Raw genomic sequence first — 15,477 nt, forward strand, 5'->3', positions numbered from 1 at the left:
GGCTATCGTCCCCAGTTCTACTTCCGCACCACCGACGTTACTGGTACCATCCAGCTGCCGGAAGGTGTCGAAATGGTGACCCCGGGTGACACCGTGACCATCCACACCACTCTCATTGCCCCCGTTGCAATGGAAAAGCAGCTCCGCTTCGCAATCCGCGAAGGTGGCCGTACCGTTGGTGCTGGTTCTGTAACCGAAATCATCAAGTAAGGAATTTACAATGGCTGGTGAACGCATTCGTATTCGCTTGAAGAGCTTCGATCATCGCATGATCGACCGCTCTGCTCAGGACATCGTGAATACAGCTAAGAACACTGGTGCCCGCATTGCTGGCCCCATCCCTCTCCCGACGAAGATTCAGAAGTATACGGTGCTCCGCTCTCCGCATATTGACAAGACTTCTCGTGAACAGTTCGAATCCCGTACGCACAAGCGTCTTATCGACATCCTTGATGCTACTCCGCAGACTGTAGATTCCCTCATGAAACTTGACTTGCCCGCAGGCGTTGAAGTCGAAATTAAGGTTTAATAACAATGAACGGTATTCTCGCAAAGAAATTGGGAATGACCCAGGTATTCACGGAACAGGGCGAATGCGTTCCTGTTACGGTTCTCGAAGCCGGTCCGTGCGTGGTCGTTTCCCACAAGACAGAAGAGAAGGATGGCTATACTGCTGTCCAGATCGGCTTTGGTCTCAAGAAGGAACAGCGTGCCAATAAGGCAGAAATCGGCCATTTCAAGAAGGCTGACGTTGCTGTTCGTGAACACCTCGCTGAATTTGATGTCGCTGATCTCGAATCCTGGCCGGTTGGCAAGGAATTTGGTGCTGCTGATTTCGCTGACGTTAAGGTTGTCAACGTTTCCGGCATCTCTAAGGGTCACGGCTTCTCTGGTACCATCAAGCGCCACAACTTCCACAGCGGTCCTCGTTCCCACGGTACTCACAATATGCGTGAACCGGGTGGTACTTCCGCTCACTCCTATCCGGGCCGTGTTTTCCCGGGTAAGCGCATGGCTGGTCAGTTCGGTAACAAGAAGGTTACCGTTAAGCACCTCCAGGTCGTTAAGGTTGATGGCGACCGCAACCTGATCTTCGTCCGTGGCGCAGTCCCCGGTGCTAAGAACAGCATTATCGTGGTGAGGAAAGACTAATGGCTAATGCAAAGCTCTTCGCCGCTACTGGCGATTTTAAGAATGATATTCAGCTCCCGGCAATGTTCGACGTGGAAGTCAACAAGGTTTGCATGTACTTGCATATCAAGGCTATCCTGAACAACAACCGTCAGGGCACTGCTCAGACCAAGAACAAGTCCGCCGTTAGCGGTGGTGGTCAGAAGCCGTGGAAGCAGAAGGGTACCGGCCGCGCTCGTTCCGGTCAGAACACCTCTGCAGTTTGGGTTCGTGGTGCTAAGGCTCACGGTCCGAAGTCTCACGACTACTTCGAAAAGGTCAACAAGAAGGTTAAGAAGATCGCTTTCCACTCTGCTCTCTCTGCTAAGGCAGCTGAAGGCAAGGTGATGGTGTTCGAAGCTCTCAGCTTCGCAGCTCCCAAGACCAAGGATCTCCTCTCCGTTCTCGCTAAGGCTGGTCTGGAACAGCGTAACGCTCTCTTCCTGGTTAGCGAAAAGGATCAGAACCTTTACCTGTCCTCCAACAATATCCCTTGGTGCCGTTGCGCTCGCGTAGCCGACGTTAACACCTACGATATCGTTCGTGCCAACAACGTTGTTATCTCTCAGGCTGCACTCGCAGAACTTGAAGGAGGCCGCTAATGGCTGAAATTCACGAAATCCTCGTTGCTCCGCACATTACCGAAGACGCTGCCAAGGTTATGGCTGCATCCAAGGATGTGAAGAAGTACGTTTTCAAGGTTGCCAAGTCTGCCACCAAGACCGAAATCAAGGAAGCTATCGAAAAGCGTTTCAACGTTTCTGTTGACTCCGTCAATACCTTGATCAACCGTGGTAAGATGAAGCGTGTCCGTATGGGCATGGTTGCTGGCAAGAAGTCCAACTGGAAGAAGGCCTACATTACTTTGAAGGCCGGTCAGTCCATCGCTGAGTTCGAAGGAGTATAATCATGGGTTTGAAGTCTTATCGCCCGCTTACCCCGACGCTTCGTTACAAGCAGATTGGTGACCGCAAGGAAATCACTGCTGACAAGCCGTACAAGCCGCTTACCAAGGGTATCAAGCGTAGCTCTGGCCGTAACAACGCCGGTGAAATCACTTCCCGCCGTCGCGGTGGTGGTCACAAGAAACTGTATCGTCTCATCGATTTCAAGCGTCAGTTCGCAGGTGTCTCCTGCGTCGTCGAAACTATCGAATACGATCCGAACCGCACTGCTCGCATCGCTCTCGTCAAGTACGAAAACGGCAAGCGCTGCTACATCATCGCACCTGCAGACGTTAAGGTCGGTGACGTTCTGAATTCTGGCGAAGGTGCCGAATTCCGCGTTGGTAATGCTCTTCCCATCCGCGAAATTCCGCTGAACACCATTATCCACAACATCGAAATGAAGCCGGGCAAGGGTGCCCAGATTGCTCGTTCCGCTGGTGCCGGTGCAGAACTGGTTGCTAAGGATGGCAAGCTGTGCCAGGTCCGTCTGCCGAGTGGCGAAGTTCGCTACATTCCGGAAGACTGCCTCGCTACCGTTGGTCAGGTTTCCAATATCGATCACATGAATGAATCCTCGGGTTCTGCAGGCCGCTCTCGCTGGCTCGGCATTCGCCCGTCTGTCCGCGGTGTCGTTATGAACCCGGTCGATCACCCCCTTGGTGGTGGTGAAGGTCGTACCTCTGGTGGTCGTCATCCCTGCTCTCCTTGGGGTAAGAACTCTAAGGGTGCAAAAACTCGTAACAATAAGCGTACCGATCGTTTCATCGTTCGTCGTCGTCAGAAGAGGGCCTAATTCATGTCTAGATCCCTTAAGAAAGGTGCGTTCGTGGATTCCCACGTTCTCGTCAAAGCTCAGGCCATGGCCGGTTCCGACAAGAAACAGGCTATCAAGACCTGGTCCCGTCGTTCTACCATCATCCCCGATATGGTCGGACTTACTTTCTCCGTGTACAACGGTAAGCAGTTCATTCCTGTCTATGTAACCGAAAACATGGTCGGTCACAAGCTGGGTGAATTCTCCCTGACCCGTACTTTCAAGGGTCACCGCAAGACTGAAACTGTCGGAGGCAAGAAATAATGCAAGCTGTAGCTAAAGTGAAAAACGTCCGTTACGGTGTCCGCAAGCTGCGTCGCGTTGTCGACCTGGTTCGTGGCAAGTCCGTTGCAGAAGCATTCGCAATGCTCTCTATCCTCCACACGCAGACCAAGGGCGCTCCCCTGGTTGAAAATGCACTGAAGTCCGCTGTTGCTAACTTCAAGCAGAAGTCCGCTTCCGCTGTTGCAGCAGAAGAACTGGTCATCAAGACCATCACTGCTGACGGTGCAACCATCATGAAGCGCATCCATCCGCGTTCCCAGGGCCGTGCTTTCCGTATCGAAAAGCCGCTCTCTCACATCACAGTCGTTGTGGCCAACAAGGAGTAATTAAAATGGGTCAGAAAACTCATCCGAATGGTCTTCGTCTTGGCGTCATCCGCGGCTGGGAATCCAAGTGGTATGCCGAAGACAAGTTTGCAGATCTTCTTTATGAAGATATCATGCTCCGTCGCTACTTGATGAAGCGCTTCGAACATGCTTCCCTGTCCAAGGTTGGCATCGAACGTACCGTCAAGAAGGTGAATGTTAACCTCTTTACTGCCCGTCCGGGTATCGTGATCGGCCGTAAGGGCGAAGAATTGGAGAAGCTGAAGGGCGAACTCCAGTTGATCACCGGTAAAGAAATCTATATTAACGTCCAGGAAATCAAGCGTCCGGAAACTGACGCTAAGCTGGTTGCCGAAAATATCGCTCGTCAGCTCGAAAAGCGTATTTCCTTCCGCCGCGCTATGAAGCGCGCCATCCAGTCCGCTATGCGTATGGGTGTGGAAGGTATCAAGGTGCAGTGCGGTGGCCGTCTCGGCGGTGCTGAAATTGCTCGCGTTGAAAAGTATGCTGAAGGTCGCGTGCCTCTGCATACTCTGCGCGCTGACATCGATTACGCAACTGCGATTGCCAAGACCGTTTATGGTGCCATCGGTATTAAGGTGTGGATCATGCACGGTGAAAAGATTGGTAAGGACGTCATGTCTGACAACAAGAGAGAGAAGTAATTATGCTGAGTCCTAAAAGAACATTACATCGTAAGCAGATGAAAGGCCGTATGAAGGGTATCGCTTCTCGCGGTAACTCCATCGCCTTCGGCGAATTCGGCATTCAGGCTCTCGAAAAGTGCTGGCTGACTGCTCGCCAAATCGAAGCTGCTCGTATCGCCATGACCCGTAAGATCAAGCGCGGTGGCCGCGTTTGGATCCGCGTCTTCCCCGACAAGCCGATCACCCGCCATCCTGCAGAAGCTCGTATGGGTAAGGGTAAGGGCGCTGTCGAATTCTGGGCAGCCGTGATCCTCCCGGGCCGCATCATTTTCGAAATGGGTGGCGTCGAACGCGAACTGGCACTGGAAGCTCTCCACGTGGCAGCTCAGAAGCTCCCCCTCAAGTGCAAAATCATCGAAGAATCGGAGATCTAATGAAGGCACGTGAATTAAAGGAACTGGGTGTTGACCAGCTCAAGGAAAAGCTCGCTCAGTTGAATCTCGATTTGTTCAACTACCGCATGGCTGCAAAGCTTGGTAGCTTGGAAAAACCCTCTTTGATTCAGGCAACCCGCAAGGATATTGCTCGAGTCAAGACCATCCTCACCGAAAAGGCCAAGGCTTAAGCCAGGCAGGAGCAGGAAATGGATAGAAACCTTCGTAAGGTTAAGCAGGGCGTTGTCTCTTCCGACAAGATGGATAAGACCATCACGGTTGTGGTTGAAAACCGCAAGCGTCACCCGATGTACAACAAGATCATGACCACTACCAAGAAGCTCAAGGCTCACGATGAAAACAACGAAGCCCAGGAAGGCGACTTGGTAGAAATCATGGAAACTCGTCCCCTCTCTGCAACTAAGCGCTGGCGCTTGGTTCGCATTGTGGAAAAGAAGAAATAATCTTTTTGGAGTAAGGCGAATATGATTCAAGAAGAAACCAGACTCGTCGTGGCCGATAACAGTGGTGCCAAGGAAGTCGCCTGCATCCGTGTTTTGGGTGGCACAAACCGTCGCTATGCTAGCATCGGTGATGTCATCAAGGTAGCCGTTAAGGACGCTATCCCCCAGAGCAAGGTGAAGAAGGGTTCCGTGGCAGACGCAGTAGTCGTCCGCACTCGTAAGGAAATCGCACGTCCGGATGGAACTTTGATCCGTTTCTCCGACAATGCAGTGGTTCTCATCAATAAGGAAGGTGAACCGCGTGGAACCCGTATTTTTGGACCGGTGGCTCGTGAGCTCCGCGACAAGAAATACATGAAGATCATCTCCCTCGCACCTGAGGTTCTCTAATGGCTAACATCAAGAAGAATGATACCGTCAAGGTGATTTCCGGTGCCAACAAGGGCAAGACCGGCACCGTGATTAGCGTCAAGGCAGGCAAGGTGACCGTTAGCGGCGTTAACGTTTGCAAGCGTCACGAAAAGCCGAGCCAGACCAACCAGACCGGTGGCATCATCGAAAAGGAACTGCCGATCGACATTTCCAACGTGATGCTTCTCGAAGGCAACACTCCGGTACGTACTCGCATTGTTCGCGAAGCTGGCAAGAAGGCTGTTCGCGTGAGCGTTAAGTCCGGTAAGGCTCTGTGAGGATTACAATGAACCAGATGAAGCAATTTTATCTCGAAAAAGTCGTCCCGGCCTTGCAGCAGAAGTTTGCCTACAAGAACGTGATGATGATTCCCCGCCTCGAAAAGATCGTGATCAACATGGGTGTTGGCGCTGCCTCCCAGAACCGTAAGGTTCTCGACGAAGCTGTGGATACCCTGACTGCAATCACTGGTCAGAAGGCTATCGTTACCAACGCTAAGAAGGCTGTTGCTAACTTCCACCTCCGTGAAGGCATCGGTATCGGCGCTAAGGTCACTCTCCATGGCGAAAACATGTGGGACTTCCTCTACCGCTTTATCAACGTGAACCTGCCTCGTGTTCGTGACTTCCGTGGTCTCGCACGTCGTGGTTTCGATGGTATGGGTAACTTTACCCTCGGTATCAAGGAACAGACCATCTTTGTTGAAATCGACATCGACAAGATCTCTCGTACCTTCGGTATGGACATCTCCTTCGTTACCTCTGCAAAGACTGACGACGAAGGCCGTGCTCTCCTCGAAGAACTTGGACTCCCCTTCCGTAAGTAAGGTAATACCATGGCTAGCACAAGAATGATTGAAAAATGCAAGCGTACTCCGAAGTATACCGTTCGTGGGTACAACCGTTGCAAGCGTTGCGGTAGGCCGCACGCCTTTATGCGCCGCTTTGGCCTTTGCCGTATTTGCTTCCGCGAAATGGCCCTGGCCGGCGAAATCCCCGGTATCACTAAGTCGTCTTGGTAAGGAGAGTATACTCATGGCAATGACAGATCCTATCGCCGATATGCTCACCCGTATCCGCAATGCCTCTACGGCAAAGCTCCCCGTGGTGGACATTCCTGCCAGCAACCTGAAGCGTGAAATCGCTCGCGTTCTGCAGGAAAAAGGTTTCATTAAGAAGTTCGTCGTAGTTGAAGACGGTAAGCAGGGCATCCTCAAGGTCCTCCTCCGCTACACTAACGGTGAATCCGCAATCCAGGGCATCCAGCGCGTGTCTACCCCGGGTCTTCGTCACTACGTTGACGCAGCCAAGCTTCCGCGCGTTCGCAATGGCCTCGGCTTTGCTATCATCTCCACCTCTAAAGGCGTCATGACTGACCACGAAGCTCGCAAGGAAAATGTGGGCGGCGAAGTCATCGCAAAGGTTTGGTAAAGATGTCCCGTATCGGTAAAGCTATTATCAACGTCCCGGCAAACGTTAAGGTTGCCATCAATGGTCAGAACATCAAGGTTGAAGGTCCCCTCGGCAAGCTCGAAGCTGACGTTCACGAACTGATTGCTATCAAGTTCGAAAACAACCAGCTGTCCTTCACCCGTCCTGACGACCAGAAGTTCACCCGTGCAATTCACGGCACCACTCGCGCTCTCGTTGCCAACATGGTTGAAGGCGTGACCAAGGGTTTCGAAAAGGTTCTCGAAATCGTTGGCGTTGGCTATCGTGTTGAACAGAAGGGCAAGGACTTGAACCTCGTTCTCGGTTTCTCTCATCCGGTTATCTTCCAGGCACCGGAAGGCGTGGAACTGAAGGCTGTTGATCCCCTGAAGATTTCCATCAAGGGTATCGACAAGCAGAAGGTTGGCCAGGCTGCTGCTGAAATTCGCAAGTACCGCCGTCCTGAACCGTATAAGGGCAAGGGCATTAAGTACGCTGGCGAAATTGTCCGTCGCAAGCAGGGTAAGAAGACAGGTAAATAAGGGTAAACTATGACTGCAATTGCTAAGAAAAGAATCCAGTCCAGAATCGCACGCCACGCTCGCGTACGTAAGTCTGTTGTCGGAACTGCAGAATGCCCTCGTTTGGCTGTTCGCCGTTCTTTGTCTCACATGGTCGCCCAGATTATCGATGACGCAAACAACAAGTCTATTGCTCAGCTCACCACTACTTCCAAGGATTTCCAGGGCAAGTTCGGTGAAATGACAAAGACTGAACAGAGCAAGCAGCTCGGTCTTTTGATTGCTGAAATCGCCAAGTCCAAGGGCATTGAATCCGTGGTCTTTGACCGCGGCGGTTACATCTATCATGGTCGCGTTCAGGCCCTTGCAGAAGGTGCTCGTGAAGGCGGCCTGAAGTTCTAATGAGGTACACTTTGGAACGCGAAGCTCAAGTTTCTGAATTTGAAGACAAGGTTGTACACATCAACCGTTGCGCCAAGACCGTTAAGGGCGGTCGTCGTATGTCTTTCTCCGCTCTCGTTGTCGTTGGCAACAAGAATGGTAAGATTGGTGTAGGCCTCGGCAAGGCTAAGGAAGTTTCCGAAGCTATCCGTAAGGGTACCGAAGCTGCTAACCGTAACATCGTCGAAGTCCAGCTCCTGGACGGCACCATCCCTCATGACATCGAAGTCAAGAGCGGTGCAACCCGCATCCTCCTGATGCCGGCTGCTCCGGGTACTGGTGTTATCGCCGGTGCTGCTGCCCGTGCAGTTCTCGAACTCGCTGGCGTGCGCAACATTCTCACTAAGATTCACGGTTCTTCCAACCCCAGCACCGTCGTTCGCGCTTGCGTCGAAGGCCTCCTGGCTCAGAAGAACAAACAGGACTGCGCTGCACTGCGCGGTGCTAACGCCTAAGGGGTAATACAATGAAGAAAGTTCGTATTACTTTGATCAAGGGTATCGTCCGTCGCCTCCCGATGCATCGTGCAAACGTTGCTGCTCTCGGTCTGCGCAAGATTGGACAGTCTGTTGAACACAATTTGACCCCCTCCATCCAGGGCATGATCAATGCTGTGGCTGACATGGTAAAGGTCGAGGAGATCTAAGATGGAACTCAATACTCTCAATCCTGGCAAGGCCAAGGTCGTAAAGCGCAAGCGTATCGGCCGTGGTCCGGGTTCCGGTTGGGGCACCACTGCTGGCCGTGGTCAGAAGGGTGCTGGTGCTCGTAAGAGTGCTAAGGCCGGTCGTGTCGCTTTTGAAGGCGGCCAGATGCCTATTCACCGTCGTATCCCGAAGCGCGGCTTCAAGCACGCTGGTGTCGAATACCAGATCGTGAACCTGAAGAAGCTTGCTTCCTGCAGCGTCGTCGACTTCGATGCACAGTCTCTGTTCGATCAGGGCTTCATCCGTAACGTCGAACTGCCGGTCAAGGTCCTCGCTTTTGGTGCCATCGATAAGGCTATCAACGTAAAGGTTAACGCTATCAGCGAAAAGGCTAAGGCCCTCATTGAAGCTGCTGGCGGCAAAGTCGAGATCATCTAATGGAAGCTCTCAAGAAAGCTATTGATGCGTTCGTCAATGCCTTCAAGATTGAAGACCTGCGTAAGAAGTTGCTTTTTACGCTTGGTCTTTTGATCGTTTATCGTATTGGCGCTCACATCACCATCCCCGGAGTGAATTCTGCCGTTCTGGCGGAGTTCTTCCGTAATTCAAACAACTTGTTCGGTCTGTATGACTCCTTCACTGGCGGTGCTTTCGCTAAGGCCACAGTGTTTGCGTTGGGCATCATGCCGTACATCAGTGCGAGCATTATCATTCAGTTGATGGGCTCTGTTATTCCCGCCATCCAGATGTTACAGAAGGAAGGTCAGGAAGGACGCGCTAAGCTGAACCAGTATACTCGCTACTTCACGGTAGCCTTGGCTGCTCTGCAGGGATGGGGCATTTCTGTATGGCTTTCCTCCCTGAAGGTGACTACCGCTACTGGTGCTGGCGTGTCGGTCCTTGCGGACGACTTCGCTTCTGGCGCCGGTAACGTCGGCTTCCGTTTACTCGCTACCCTGACCTTCACTGCTGGTACGATCTTTGTGATGTACCTTGGTGAACAAATCACCTCTCATGGTGTGGGTAACGGTATTTCTCTTATTATTTTCGCCGGTATCGTCGGCGGCCTCCCGAGGGCCGTTATGGCTGAAGCGGAAATGTTGAAGGAAGGCATTCATCCCCTGGCATTCGAAGTAATGATCCTTGCCATCGTGGTCCTGATTGTCGGCTTCATCGTCTTCGTGGAACAGGCGACCCGTCGAATTCCTCTACAAAGTCCTCGCCGTACTGTCGGTAGTAAGGTCGTAGGTGGTCAGTCTAGTTATCTGCCTTTCAAGGTGAATACCGCTAACGTGATCCCCGTGATCTTCGCCTCTTGCATCATGTTCATTCCGGCAATGATTGCATCTTGGTTCCCGAACGTTACAGCGATGCAGAGCTTTGCATCTATGTTTATCCCCGGCCACATTTCTTACAGTGTGGTGGATGCACTCCTGATTATCTTCTTCACCTTCTTCTACACAGCAATTCAGTACAACCCGAATGATATTGCTGAAAATCTGAAGAGGTCTGGCGGATTTATCCCTGGTGTACGTCCGGGTAAGCAGACTGCAGAGTATATTGACCACGTTTTAACTCGAATTTCTCTGCCTGGGGCACTTTATCTCGCTTTTATTAGCGTTGTTCCCCTGCATTTGAAAAACGAACTCAATATGACTTTCTATATTGGGGGTACCTCGGTACTTATCGTGGTTGGTGTTGCACTTGATACACTTCGTCAGCTCGAAGCTCAGTTGCATACCAAAAATTATGAAGGTTTCTTGAAAAATGGCCGCATCCGCGGCAGGATGGCTAACTAGTGGCTAAAGAAGAAGGAATTCAAGTAGAAGGCGTTGTGTTGGAAGCCCTTCCCAACGCTTTCTTCCGCGTTCAACTCGGAAATGGTCACGAAATTCTGGCCCATGTTTCAGGAAAAATGCGTCGGCATTTCATTAGAATTTTGCCTGACGACAAAGTGTTGGTAGAAATTTCTCCCTACGATTTAAATCGTGGAAGAATCACTTACCGTTACAAGTAATAGGTATTTTCAAAGAAGGTCAAACCTATGAAAATCAAAGCCTCCATCAAACCCAGATGTGAAAACTGCAAGATCATCCGTCGTAAGGGTGTATTGCGCATCATCTGTTCGAAGAACCCCCGTCACAAGCAGAAGCAGGGATAAGGAGATCGTATGGCACGTATCGCTGGTGTCGATTTACCGAAAAACAAGACTGTTGAATATGGTCTGACGGCAATTTATGGTGTCGGTCTGTTCACCGCTCGTAAGGTCTGTGCTCAGTTGGGCATTGACAAAGACAAGAAGTGTGATGACCTGACTGAAGAAGAACAAGGTAAGGTTCGTCATCTCCTGGAAGACGAATACTCTGTGGAAGGTCAGCTTCGCGCAGAAGTTACCCTGAACATTAAGCGTTTGCAGGATATTGGTTGCTACCGTGGTATCCGCCACCGCAAGGGCCTCCCGGTCCGCGGTCAGCGTTCCCGCACCAATGCCCGTACTCGTAAGGGCCCGAAGAAAACTGTGGCTAACAAGAAGAAGTAAGGAGTCTCATCGTGGCTGAAGAAGTAATTAATGAAACTGCCGCCGCTGTAGAAGCTCCGGCTGCTGCTGAAGAAGTCAAGGTTAAGAAGGGTAAGAAGCGTATTGACCTCCAGGGTATCGCCTGCGTGTTCGCTTCCTTCAACAATACAATCGTTTCTATCACCGACGCTCGCGGTAACGTTGTAGCTTGGGGCTCTCCCGGTAACTCCGGCTTCAAGGGCTCTCGTAAGAGCACTCCGTTCGCTGCTCAGCTGGCTGCTGAAGTTGCTGCTCACAAGGCATTCGACCTCGGTATGCGTAAGGTGGATGTCCGCGTCAAGGGCGCAGGTGGTGGTCGTGAATCCGCTGTCCGTGCTATCAAGAATGCGGGCCTCGAAGTTCTCTCTATTCGAGACGTGACGGGCGTTCCTCACAACGGTTGCCGTCCTAAAAAGAAGAGAAGAGTCTAATCTAAAGAGGTATCGCCAATGATGTGGAAATCACTTCAGATGCCGCGCAGCTTCCAGAAAGTGGAAACCGGCGAAGACGGCCGCTACGCTAAGTTTGTCGTAGAAGCCTTGGAACGTGGCTGGGGTATCACCCTCGGTAACGCTCTCCGTCGTACGCTCCTTTCCTCTCTGCAGGGTGCGGCTATTGTCTCCGTGAAAATCGAAGGCGTTGACAAGGAATTTTCGACGATTCCGGGTGTTAAGGAAGATGTCACTGACATTATCCTGAATCTTAAGAGCATCCGCGTTAAGCTCCTTTCCGACCACGACGAAACCCTTCGCCTGGATATGTCCGGCGACGGCGAAGTCACGGCTAAGGACTTCATGGACAATCCGAATGTCGCTATCCTGACTCCGGATGTTCATATCGCAACATTGAACGGTAACGCTTCGCTGTCTCTGGAAGTTAAGATTTCCAGCGGCCGTGGCTACGTCACTGCTGACGAATTGAAGGACAAGGACGCTCCGATCGGCGTAATCGCCATGGACGCCAACTTCAATCCGGTGCAGAAAGTAGCAATGCACATCAGCGATACCCGCGTTGGCCAGAAGACGGACTACAACCGTCTGGAACTTGAGATTACGACTGACGGTTCCATCGATCCGGAAGATGCTTTGGCTTATGCTGCAAAGCTCCTGGTCGATCACCTGGAAATCTTCATCAACTTCGAAGGCGATCTCGAATCTCCCGAAGAATTGGAGATGGACGAAGAACGTCAGCGTATCGCTCAGCTCCTGCGCACCCGCGTGGACGATCTGGAACTTTCCGTTCGCTCCAGCAACTGCCTCCGTATGGCAAACATCCATACCGTTGGCGAACTTGTGCGCAACAAGGAAAACGATATGCTCAAATACAAGAACTTCGGTCGTAAGTCCTTGGTTGAACTTAATGAAGTATTGACCTCCATGGGCCTCAGCTTTGGTATGGACGTCGATGACTACTTGAAGGATTAAAAATGAGACACGGTGTAAAAAACAAGAAACTCGGCGTTAACGCCCAGCACAAGCGTGCCATCCTCCGCGCTCTTACCACTTCCATTCTTGGAAAGGGTATGGAAGCCGAACAGGGCAACCGCTACGTGCGCACCACTCTCCACAAGGCTAAGCTCGTTCGTAGCTGCGTGGATCGCATGATCACTTATGCAAAGAAGGGTGACCTTTCTGCACGTCGTGAAGCTGCTCGCTTCGTGATGGACCCGAAGGTTCTCCAGGATTTGTTCAACACTATCGGCCCGCGCTATGCTTCCCGTAACGGTGGTTATACCCGTATCCTGAAGCTTGGCCCGAACCGTGCTGGTGACGCTGCTGAAATGGCTCTCGTCGGTCTCGTCGAAGACGAAATCGTCGTTAAGGCTAAGAAGTCTGCAGAACCTGCAAAGTCTGAAACCGTTAACATGGTTGAAGGCGAAGGCAAGTCCGTCTAATCGATCTTTTGCAATCGGTTTAAAGAGCCCAGTCCTATGACTGGGCTTTTTTATTTTTACCCATAACTCCGGCTGCTTTATTTTTGTATTTTTCGTTCAACATGCCGAAAATTATTTCACTTATTTTGCTTTGCATTCTTTCTGCTTTTGCAGAGACATCAATGCTTAGTTCTTCGTTGTCCACTTCTAGTAAGGGTGCGCCTTCCCGTAGCACAGTTTCTCTTCAGCCGGCCTTTGCCGAAGTTCAGGTGGATTCTGCTTATGTTCTTGGACCGGGTGATTTTTTGGACTTGATGCTTGAAGACAAGTATCTCACCGTTCAAATTTATCCGGATGGTTCCGTGGCTATCGAGGAATGCGGTTCGGTCAATATTGGTGGAAAAACCCTGTCCGAGGCCCAGACCTTGATTCTTGATCTTGTGGCTAAACGTTATAACCGCGAATATTGTTTTGTCCAGCTTTCCGCTCTCAAGAAGTTCCGTGTGAATGTGATGGGTGCCGTAACGACAATCGGTCAGCAGGTGGTTGAACCTCAGACCAGGTTGAGCTTTTTCATTAGACAGGTTGGCGGTGTTCTTCCCAATGCCAACAAGGAAGATATCTGGGTCCTGCGTGGTAACGATACCCTGCATGTGAACTATAATGCAATGTCTTCGTCGGGTGATTTCGAACAGGATGTCATGCTGGAACAGGGGGACAAGATTTATGTTCCCTTTGTCGCTATGGGCGATAACATTGCGCTGATTTTCCCGGGGTATCGTACTAGTGTGGCCTTCCAGGAAGGAAGGACTTTGCAGGATTACTTTGAGCTTGCCGGCGGTACCCGTATGCATAACCTAGGTTACAAGGCGGTCTGTGTCCGCGAACCTGGAAAGGCTCCCCGCTGGATTACCCTTTCTGAAATGAAGCTGACCCAGATTGCGCCCAATACCGAAGTGGAATTTTCTGTGCAGGAAATGCTGGTCTATGTGGGTGGTGCCGTAAATGCCATTGGCCGTTATCCGTATAATCCCAGCTGGCATGCGCTGGATTATGCCGCCGCTGCCGGTATCAACACCATTGCCGGTTCCTGGAACCAGATTAGGGTGTGGCGTGGTAACAAGCCGACGGCCCTTACCCTGAGCGTCACTGAAGATCAGATTCTTCCGGGCGACTATATCGAAATTCCTAAAAGCCATTACGAATCTTTTAAGGATTTCACCTTGTTCCTGGCCTCGCTGCTATCGGTGGTTTCGTCTACATTTATCATATACATGAGTTACAAGTAGTATGGTTACTGAAAATCAGAAAGACATGACTTTATTGGAATGTGTGCTGAAGATGGTCAATAGCTGCCTTTCGCACAAGTTCCTGTTTATGGTTACGCTTTGGCTTCCTGTGTTGGTAGCTTTTGTATTGGTGATGTGGGTTATCAAGCCTGAATATTCTGCCGAGGCTGTCGTAACTCCGCCTAACGGTTCTGGAACTTCTGCCGGAAGCCTCAGCAAGTTGCTGGATGGTGCCGGTGGTCTGTCTTCTATGTCTTCCCTGCTGGGAGGGGGTGATGACGGCAAGAACATTGTCTGGACTTATTTTAATTCGTGGGAACTGCACAACAAGGTTATCGAGAAGTTCAACCTGGCAGACCATTACGAATTTGACGGGAACTTTCATGCAGACTTGCTGAAACTTTTCCGCAAGAAGTTTTCTCTGGAAGAAAACGACGAAGAAATGTTCCACGTGACTTTTGTCGACGAGGACCATAAGCTTGCCGCAGACATTTTGAGTTTCATGCTGGCCAACGTGGACTCCATGTACAATTCCTTCAAGACGACTCAGGCCCGCCAGTCTAGGCTGTATATGAACCAGCGTCTTGAAGAAGTGATGGTCAGGTTGGATTCCCTGGAAAGGGAATTTGTGAATTTCCAGCAGAAGAACCATGTGTATGATCCTGAAGTGCAAGTTGAAGGTACAATGAAGTATCTGGCTAGCCTGCAGACTGATTACAATGTGGTGTCTCTTGCGCTTGATAAGGAACGCGTAGAGCATGGCGAAAATACCAAGCTTTACCGCGAACTGAATGAACGTGTCAAGAAGGTGGAAAACACCAGAAACCAGGCCCTCGGTGGAAGGCAGAGCAATATCGGTGTGCTTTCTCTGAGCAAGGTTCCCGGGCTGGCTGCCGAATATACCAGAATGGAAAAGGAAATCAGGATGCAGGGGGCGATTTATACTTTCTTGAAGCAGGAAAGCGAACGTCTCTATATCGAAGAGAGCAACCTGATGTCTAACCTGATTGTGTTGTTGCCGCCTTGGGATAACGACAAGAAGATTCGACCGCTGCGTGGTGTTACCCTGGTGTTCGTATTCTCTCTCAGCTTTATCCTGGCTGTTTCCCTCTGCTGCTTTATTGAATATTGCCGCAGCGTGGATCCTGAATCTAGCCTGGGCAAGGAAATCAGCAAGTTCTCTCGCAAGATTAGATTTAAGTAGTCGCGAAACGGTTTTCT

General features: G+C 51.0%; 31 protein-coding genes and 1 pseudogene. 31 read left to right on the forward strand and 1 reads right to left on the reverse strand.

Annotation, left to right across the window (positions count from 1 at the left end; translation table 11 throughout):
* The 29 genes and pseudogenes from tuf to rplQ form a co-directional block, all read left to right on the forward strand.
* A pseudogene (tuf, locus tag BUB73_RS14885) lies at positions 1-210 on the forward strand (elongation factor Tu); the annotation flags it as partial.
* Between the two features lie 10 nt (positions 211-220).
* The gene (gene rpsJ / locus BUB73_RS14890) at positions 221-529 is read left to right on the forward strand and encodes a 30S ribosomal protein S10 (RefSeq protein ID WP_014546117.1); all 309 of its coding nucleotides are present in this window, start codon (positions 221-223) and stop codon (positions 527-529) included.
* Between the two features lie 5 nt (positions 530-534).
* Positions 535-1,152, forward strand: a complete 618-nt coding sequence (gene rplC, locus BUB73_RS14895; protein WP_073159181.1) for a 50S ribosomal protein L3 — start codon at positions 535-537, stop codon at positions 1,150-1,152.
* Positions 1,152-1,772, forward strand: a complete 621-nt coding sequence (gene rplD, locus BUB73_RS14900; protein WP_073159179.1) for a 50S ribosomal protein L4 — start codon at positions 1,152-1,154, stop codon at positions 1,770-1,772. Before rplC ends, rplD begins: the two co-directional genes overlap by 1 nt.
* A complete protein-coding gene (gene rplW / locus BUB73_RS14905) occupies positions 1,772-2,077 on the forward strand; it encodes a 50S ribosomal protein L23 (RefSeq protein ID WP_073159177.1) in 306 nt (101 codons plus the stop codon). Before rplD ends, rplW begins: the two co-directional genes overlap by 1 nt.
* 2 nt (positions 2,078-2,079) lie before the next feature.
* Positions 2,080-2,910 carry a 50S ribosomal protein L2 gene (rplB, locus tag BUB73_RS14910; RefSeq protein WP_073159175.1) on the forward strand — a complete coding sequence of 277 codons (831 nt, stop codon included), beginning with the start codon at positions 2,080-2,082 and terminating at the stop codon, positions 2,908-2,910.
* 3 nt (positions 2,911-2,913) lie between these two features.
* Positions 2,914-3,195 carry a 30S ribosomal protein S19 gene (rpsS, locus tag BUB73_RS14915; protein ID WP_073159173.1) on the forward strand — a complete coding sequence of 94 codons (282 nt, stop codon included), beginning with the start codon at positions 2,914-2,916 and terminating at the stop codon, positions 3,193-3,195.
* Positions 3,196-3,212: 17 nt separating this feature from the next.
* Positions 3,213-3,542 (forward strand): 50S ribosomal protein L22, encoded by a 330-nt coding sequence (gene rplV / locus BUB73_RS14920; protein ID WP_254794902.1) that lies wholly within the window; start codon positions 3,213-3,215, stop codon positions 3,540-3,542.
* A gap of 5 nt (positions 3,543-3,547) precedes the next feature.
* Complete coding sequence (gene rpsC / locus BUB73_RS14925) at positions 3,548-4,207, forward strand: 30S ribosomal protein S3 (protein ID WP_073159169.1); 660 nt, start codon at positions 3,548-3,550, stop codon at positions 4,205-4,207.
* A gap of 2 nt (positions 4,208-4,209) precedes the next feature.
* Positions 4,210-4,623 carry a 50S ribosomal protein L16 gene (rplP, locus tag BUB73_RS14930; protein ID WP_073159167.1) on the forward strand — a complete coding sequence of 138 codons (414 nt, stop codon included), beginning with the start codon at positions 4,210-4,212 and terminating at the stop codon, positions 4,621-4,623.
* On the forward strand, positions 4,623-4,814 hold the full coding sequence (gene rpmC, locus BUB73_RS14935) for a 50S ribosomal protein L29 (RefSeq protein WP_073159165.1): 192 nt from the start codon (positions 4,623-4,625) through the stop codon (positions 4,812-4,814). Before rplP ends, rpmC begins: the two co-directional genes overlap by 1 nt.
* Positions 4,815-4,832: 18 nt before the next feature.
* Positions 4,833-5,087 carry a 30S ribosomal protein S17 gene (rpsQ, locus tag BUB73_RS14940; protein ID WP_073159163.1) on the forward strand — a complete coding sequence of 85 codons (255 nt, stop codon included), beginning with the start codon at positions 4,833-4,835 and terminating at the stop codon, positions 5,085-5,087.
* A gap of 21 nt (positions 5,088-5,108) precedes the next feature.
* On the forward strand, positions 5,109-5,477 hold the full coding sequence (gene rplN, locus BUB73_RS14945; protein ID WP_073159161.1) for a 50S ribosomal protein L14: 369 nt from the start codon (positions 5,109-5,111) through the stop codon (positions 5,475-5,477).
* On the forward strand, positions 5,477-5,776 hold the full coding sequence (rplX, locus tag BUB73_RS14950) for a 50S ribosomal protein L24 (RefSeq protein ID WP_073159159.1): 300 nt from the start codon (positions 5,477-5,479) through the stop codon (positions 5,774-5,776). Before rplN ends, rplX begins: the two co-directional genes overlap by 1 nt.
* Positions 5,777-5,784: 8 nt before the next feature.
* Positions 5,785-6,324, forward strand: a complete 540-nt coding sequence (gene rplE / locus BUB73_RS14955) for a 50S ribosomal protein L5 (protein WP_073159157.1) — start codon at positions 5,785-5,787, stop codon at positions 6,322-6,324.
* 9 nt (positions 6,325-6,333) lie between these two features.
* The gene (locus tag BUB73_RS14960; protein WP_072799949.1) at positions 6,334-6,519 is read left to right on the forward strand and encodes a type Z 30S ribosomal protein S14; all 186 of its coding nucleotides are present in this window, start codon (positions 6,334-6,336) and stop codon (positions 6,517-6,519) included.
* Between the two features lie 13 nt (positions 6,520-6,532).
* Positions 6,533-6,928, forward strand: coding sequence for a 30S ribosomal protein S8 (gene rpsH, locus BUB73_RS14965; RefSeq protein ID WP_073159155.1), 396 nt, complete (start codon positions 6,533-6,535; stop codon positions 6,926-6,928).
* A 2-nt stretch (positions 6,929-6,930) separates the two neighbouring features.
* Positions 6,931-7,470: a 50S ribosomal protein L6 gene (gene rplF, locus BUB73_RS14970; RefSeq protein WP_073159153.1), complete on the forward strand. Its 540-nt coding sequence runs from the start codon at positions 6,931-6,933 to the stop codon at positions 7,468-7,470.
* 9 nt (positions 7,471-7,479) lie between these two features.
* On the forward strand, positions 7,480-7,851 hold the full coding sequence (gene rplR / locus BUB73_RS14975; protein ID WP_073159151.1) for a 50S ribosomal protein L18: 372 nt from the start codon (positions 7,480-7,482) through the stop codon (positions 7,849-7,851).
* Complete coding sequence (rpsE, locus tag BUB73_RS14980; RefSeq protein ID WP_073159149.1) at positions 7,851-8,345, forward strand: 30S ribosomal protein S5; 495 nt, start codon at positions 7,851-7,853, stop codon at positions 8,343-8,345. The genes rplR and rpsE overlap by 1 nt, the downstream gene beginning before the upstream one ends.
* An 11-nt stretch (positions 8,346-8,356) precedes the next feature.
* The gene (gene rpmD, locus BUB73_RS14985) at positions 8,357-8,536 is read left to right on the forward strand and encodes a 50S ribosomal protein L30 (protein WP_073159148.1); all 180 of its coding nucleotides are present in this window, start codon (positions 8,357-8,359) and stop codon (positions 8,534-8,536) included.
* 1 nt (position 8,537) lies between these two features.
* Positions 8,538-8,975 (forward strand): 50S ribosomal protein L15, encoded by a 438-nt coding sequence (rplO, locus tag BUB73_RS14990; protein ID WP_073159146.1) that lies wholly within the window; start codon positions 8,538-8,540, stop codon positions 8,973-8,975.
* The gene (gene secY / locus BUB73_RS14995) at positions 8,975-10,336 is read left to right on the forward strand and encodes a preprotein translocase subunit SecY (RefSeq protein ID WP_073159144.1); all 1,362 of its coding nucleotides are present in this window, start codon (positions 8,975-8,977) and stop codon (positions 10,334-10,336) included. Before rplO ends, secY begins: the two co-directional genes overlap by 1 nt.
* Positions 10,336-10,554, forward strand: a complete 219-nt coding sequence (gene infA, locus BUB73_RS15000) for a translation initiation factor IF-1 (protein ID WP_014546098.1) — start codon at positions 10,336-10,338, stop codon at positions 10,552-10,554. Before secY ends, infA begins: the two co-directional genes overlap by 1 nt.
* Before the next feature lie 27 nt (positions 10,555-10,581).
* Entirely contained in the window at positions 10,582-10,698 is a 117-nt protein-coding gene (gene rpmJ, locus BUB73_RS15005) for a 50S ribosomal protein L36 (RefSeq protein ID WP_014546097.1), read from the forward strand.
* Positions 10,699-10,707: 9 nt separating this feature from the next.
* A complete protein-coding gene (gene rpsM, locus BUB73_RS15010) occupies positions 10,708-11,076 on the forward strand; it encodes a 30S ribosomal protein S13 (protein WP_073159142.1) in 369 nt (122 codons plus the stop codon).
* A 26-nt stretch (positions 11,077-11,102) separates the two neighbouring features.
* Positions 11,103-11,525: a 30S ribosomal protein S11 gene (gene rpsK, locus BUB73_RS15015; protein ID WP_073287138.1), complete on the forward strand. Its 423-nt coding sequence runs from the start codon at positions 11,103-11,105 to the stop codon at positions 11,523-11,525.
* Positions 11,526-11,543: 18 nt separating this feature from the next.
* Entirely contained in the window at positions 11,544-12,518 is a 975-nt protein-coding gene (locus BUB73_RS15020) for a DNA-directed RNA polymerase subunit alpha (protein ID WP_073159140.1), read from the forward strand.
* A gap of 2 nt (positions 12,519-12,520) precedes the next feature.
* Complete coding sequence (gene rplQ / locus BUB73_RS15025) at positions 12,521-12,988, forward strand: 50S ribosomal protein L17 (protein WP_073159138.1); 468 nt, start codon at positions 12,521-12,523, stop codon at positions 12,986-12,988.
* Between the two features lie 34 nt (positions 12,989-13,022).
* Here rplQ and BUB73_RS17780 read toward each other — a convergent pair whose 3' ends face one another.
* Positions 13,023-13,172 carry a hypothetical protein gene (locus BUB73_RS17780; RefSeq protein ID WP_249269449.1) on the reverse strand — a complete coding sequence of 50 codons (150 nt, stop codon included), beginning with the start codon at positions 13,170-13,172 and terminating at the stop codon, positions 13,023-13,025.
* Here BUB73_RS17780 and BUB73_RS15030 point away from each other — a divergent pair.
* Together BUB73_RS15030 and BUB73_RS15035 are read left to right on the forward strand one after the other, a co-directional pair.
* A complete protein-coding gene (locus tag BUB73_RS15030; RefSeq protein WP_249269450.1) occupies positions 13,150-14,256 on the forward strand; it encodes a polysaccharide biosynthesis/export family protein in 1,107 nt (368 codons plus the stop codon). The genes BUB73_RS17780 and BUB73_RS15030 overlap by 23 nt on opposite strands.
* A gap of 1 nt (position 14,257) precedes the next feature.
* The gene (locus tag BUB73_RS15035; protein ID WP_073159134.1) at positions 14,258-15,460 is read left to right on the forward strand and encodes a GumC domain-containing protein; all 1,203 of its coding nucleotides are present in this window, start codon (positions 14,258-14,260) and stop codon (positions 15,458-15,460) included.
* Positions 15,461-15,477 lie beyond the last annotated feature (17 nt).

Source organism: Fibrobacter sp. UWH6 (genome assembly GCF_900142465.1).
Classification (GTDB): Bacteria; Fibrobacterota; Fibrobacteria; order Fibrobacterales; family Fibrobacteraceae; genus Fibrobacter.